Origin of the sequence: Trichococcus sp. (assembly GCF_049589555.1) — a bacterium.
GTDB lineage: Bacteria > Bacillota > Bacilli > Lactobacillales > Aerococcaceae > Trichococcus.
In genome coordinates this window covers 1-2,718 of record NZ_JBAWAZ010000049.1, presented here as the reverse complement: position 1 = coordinate 2,718, position 2,718 = coordinate 1, and the positions used below count along the sequence as shown (strand labels likewise).

The window sequence follows — 2,718 nt, the reverse complement described above, 5'->3', positions numbered from 1 at the left end:
CCGGCAATTTTGCGGACCATCCAATCTCCGACGCAGCCAAAAGCGTAATGGTTGAAAGAAAAATCCATCACGTCACCGTTGGGCTGGATCCCTGCCCAAGACTCCCAGATCGTCGTCGCTCCGTTGTTCACTTCATAAAACCAGGATGGGCACTGTTCCTGATAGAACACTTTTTTGGCCAATTCCTCTTGACCGTTTTCGCACAGCACATCCAAAAGATGCGGAACGGAAAGGAAGCCTGTATCCAAACGATTCCCATTTTCCTTAATCAGCGTCACCAAGCGGTTGATCAGCGCTTCTTTTTCCTGAGGAATCATGTCAAATGCCAGCGCGATGACATAGCAGCCTTGGAAATCGCTGGTCAGGCGTCCATTTTCGAAGAATCGCAGGCGGAAGGCCTCTTTGACATCCTTGGCGTATGCGGCATATCCTTCAGCTTCCTCAATCCTCCCGAGCAGCTGAGCAATTTCAGCTAATTTCTCACTGGAATGGGCCAAAAAAGCGGTTGCAAAAACATCCTTGGTGACTACGGATGTTGCGATCGGGCCTTTCGACTGCTCGCCCATCATGTAACTCGGGAACATCCAGTCGCCGAAATGGAAAACCGTATCCCATATGAATTTGTCAAAGCCTTCCTTATCCCCTGCAGCGCTTGATTTGCAGTGCTCATGCCACTTCTGCATCGCCGGATACGTTTCGGCAAGAACGTCGACTTTACCGTAGCGCTCATACAGTATCCAAGGAACCAAAATGATCGCATCCCCCCAACCGGCCGAGGAATAGGCGCCAGTGATACTTGGGTTTTCCAGAAAATCCCGCGGCGCCGGCGAATAATCGACTACCTCGCCGTTAGGCAATTGATCAGCCATCACATTTTCCAGCCATCTGCGCGTAAAATCATAAATGTCCATGAAGAACGTGGCTGTCGGCGCAAAAACCTGGAGATCCCCGGTCCAGCCTACCCGTTCACGCTGCGGGCAATCGGTCGGAACAGAAAGCATGTTGCCTTTTTGACTCCAATGGATGTTGTCGATCAAACGATTGACTTTTTCGTTGCTTGTCCTGAAAAATCCGGTTGTTTTCATGTCCGAATACAGGACGTAGGCTTTCACCATATCCGCCGTCAACACGGGTACCCCGCTGATTTTGGCATAGCGGAATCCGTGGAAGGTAAAATCAGGTTCCAGCACTTCTTTCTGTCCCCGCCCGACAAAGATATCTTTTTGGTCTTTGTTTCGGCCAAGAATGTTGTTGAAGAATTTGCCTTCCTTGCTCAGCACTTCGCTGTGTTCGACGCAAATTTCCTGGCCTTCATCCAGGAACACCGTAAGTTCGATCCGGCCGGCAATAACCTGTCCAAAATCGACGATCCAGCTTTCCGCTTCCTGCCAAATCTTCAACGGCTGAAGGGTTTCCTTTCTTTTGACGAGCGGTCCGATCTGTTCGGTCAGATTTTCGTATCCAAAGTCGGCCACAGTCACCCTGTCCATGCCTTCCGTACTAAAAGACGTTTCCCACTCAGCGTCGGCCACCCGCAGATCCTGCTTTTCCCCGATGAAGATATCGCTGTACATGTATTTGTCCGTGCTGGAGAAGAAATCCTCATCCGTGACGATGATTTCAGTGGTGCCGTCCGCAAATGATACGATCAGTTCGCCCAAAATACCCAACTTGTTTCCGAACTGAGCACTGGCTCCGTTGACGCTGATCCGCCCCGCATACCAGCCATCCGCGACCACGACCGACCAGACATTTTCTTCAGCCAACAGCGTAGTAACATCGTATTCTTGATACATCAGCACCTTGGAATACGAAGTATTGTCCGGAGTGAACAGCGCATCGGTGACATCCTGTCCGTTGATTTTTGCACGGTAGATGCCGTGTGCCGTCATCACTAATTTAGCGCTTACAATTCCTTTATCCGCATTCAGTTGAAACACTTTCTTCAAGCACTGGCTCGGCAATAAACGCTCCTCGACAGGTTCCTGCACTATTTTTTCACCCGAAAACATCTGCTGCAGTGTAAAAACCGGCTCCTCTTTTGTTTCCTGCTGCACAGGTTCAATCCATTTCGCTTTCCATTCTCTTTTCATAGGCTATTCCTTTCCGATCTCTTTTTTTAATGCCCAAAGTAAAAATATCACACTCACGCATTTGATATTTACCATACGATGATGTTATCATGTTGGTGGTAGCGGTATCAATGTCGAGAAACTATATAAACATGCGATTATTTTACATAAGGAGATGCAGGATGAGATATAAATCCATCGATGACCAGCTGATCGGAATCGACGATAAATTCCAAAATATTTGGACGAATGGCGAAATTTCCATTGAGAATCAGCTGAAAGATCTGCTAAAAAACAACAATCAGGAAATATTTACGGTGAGCCACAAAATGGACGAAGCAACCCCGGAGCACAAGCATTCGTTCTACGAAATCATGTATGTTTATAAAGGGGCAATCCTGAATATCACCCAAAACAAAAACATCTATATGTCGGAAGGTGATTTTTGCATCATGAACCTCGCCAGTTCCCATTCCCTTCAGGTCCTTGATGCGAGCGCAATTTTGGTCAATATCTGCATACGCAAAGAAAGTTTTACAAACGGCTATTTACGTTCTTTTTATGAAAACGACAACCTCATCAGCCTGTTCTTCCGTGAAAAAAGCGAGGAAGATTACCTCTATTTCCCGAAACGGATCAAGTCGGA

The 2,718-nt window shown here is 47.5% G+C and carries 2 protein-coding genes; one reads left to right on the top strand and one right to left on the bottom strand.

The features are described from left to right. Positions 1-2,093, bottom strand: a 2,093-nt coding sequence (locus tag WBV27_RS02410; RefSeq protein ID WP_424199086.1) for a family 78 glycoside hydrolase catalytic domain, incomplete at its 3' end; no start/stop codon positions are given. Positions 2,094-2,254: 161 nt separating this feature from the next. On the opposite strand from WBV27_RS02410, the gene WBV27_RS02405 reads away from it, so the two are divergent. Then, the coding region (locus WBV27_RS02405) for an AraC family ligand binding domain-containing protein (RefSeq protein ID WP_424199084.1) at positions 2,255-2,718 on the top strand (464 nt) is incomplete at its 3' end.